General features: G+C 68.7%; 1 protein-coding gene. It reads left to right on the forward strand.

What is annotated here, in order from left to right; genetic code table 11:
• A partial coding sequence (locus FKP22_RS31645; RefSeq protein WP_141292102.1) for an AMP-binding enzyme occupies positions 1-511 on the forward strand: 511 nt, incomplete at both ends.

Below are 511 nucleotides of genomic sequence, written 5' to 3' on the forward strand. Positions count from 1 at the left end.
CTGCAGTGCGTGCCGATTGGCAAGCCGATTGCCAACATCCAGATCCACATCCTCGACGACTTGCTCAACCCGGTGCCCATCGGCGTGGTCGGCCACCTGTTCATCGCCGGCATCGGCCTGGCGCGGGGCTACATCAACCGGCCCGAGCTGACCGAACAGAGCTTCATCCCCAACCCGTTCAGCGCAGAGCCCGGGGCCAGGATGTACCGCTCGGGCGACCTGGCGCGCTACCTGCCCGACGGCAACATCGAGTACCTGGGCCGCAGCGACCACCAGGTCAAGATCCGCGGGCTGCGCATCGAGCTGGGCGAGATCGAGAGCGCGCTGGGGGCCATGCAGGCCGTGCGCGACGTGGTGGTGCTGGCGCGGGAGGACGAGCGCAAGATCCCGCGCCTGGTGGCCTACCTGGTGGCGCATGACGGGCACAGCTTGCCCGACGAGGCGCAGCTGCGCACGGCGCTGGCGCAAAGCCTGCCCGAGTACATGCTGCCCAGCCACTTCGTGAGCCTGG

It is taken from the genome of Ideonella azotifigens, assembly GCF_006519715.1.
GTDB classification, from domain to species: Bacteria; Pseudomonadota; Gammaproteobacteria; order Burkholderiales; family Burkholderiaceae_C; genus Ideonella; species Ideonella azotifigens.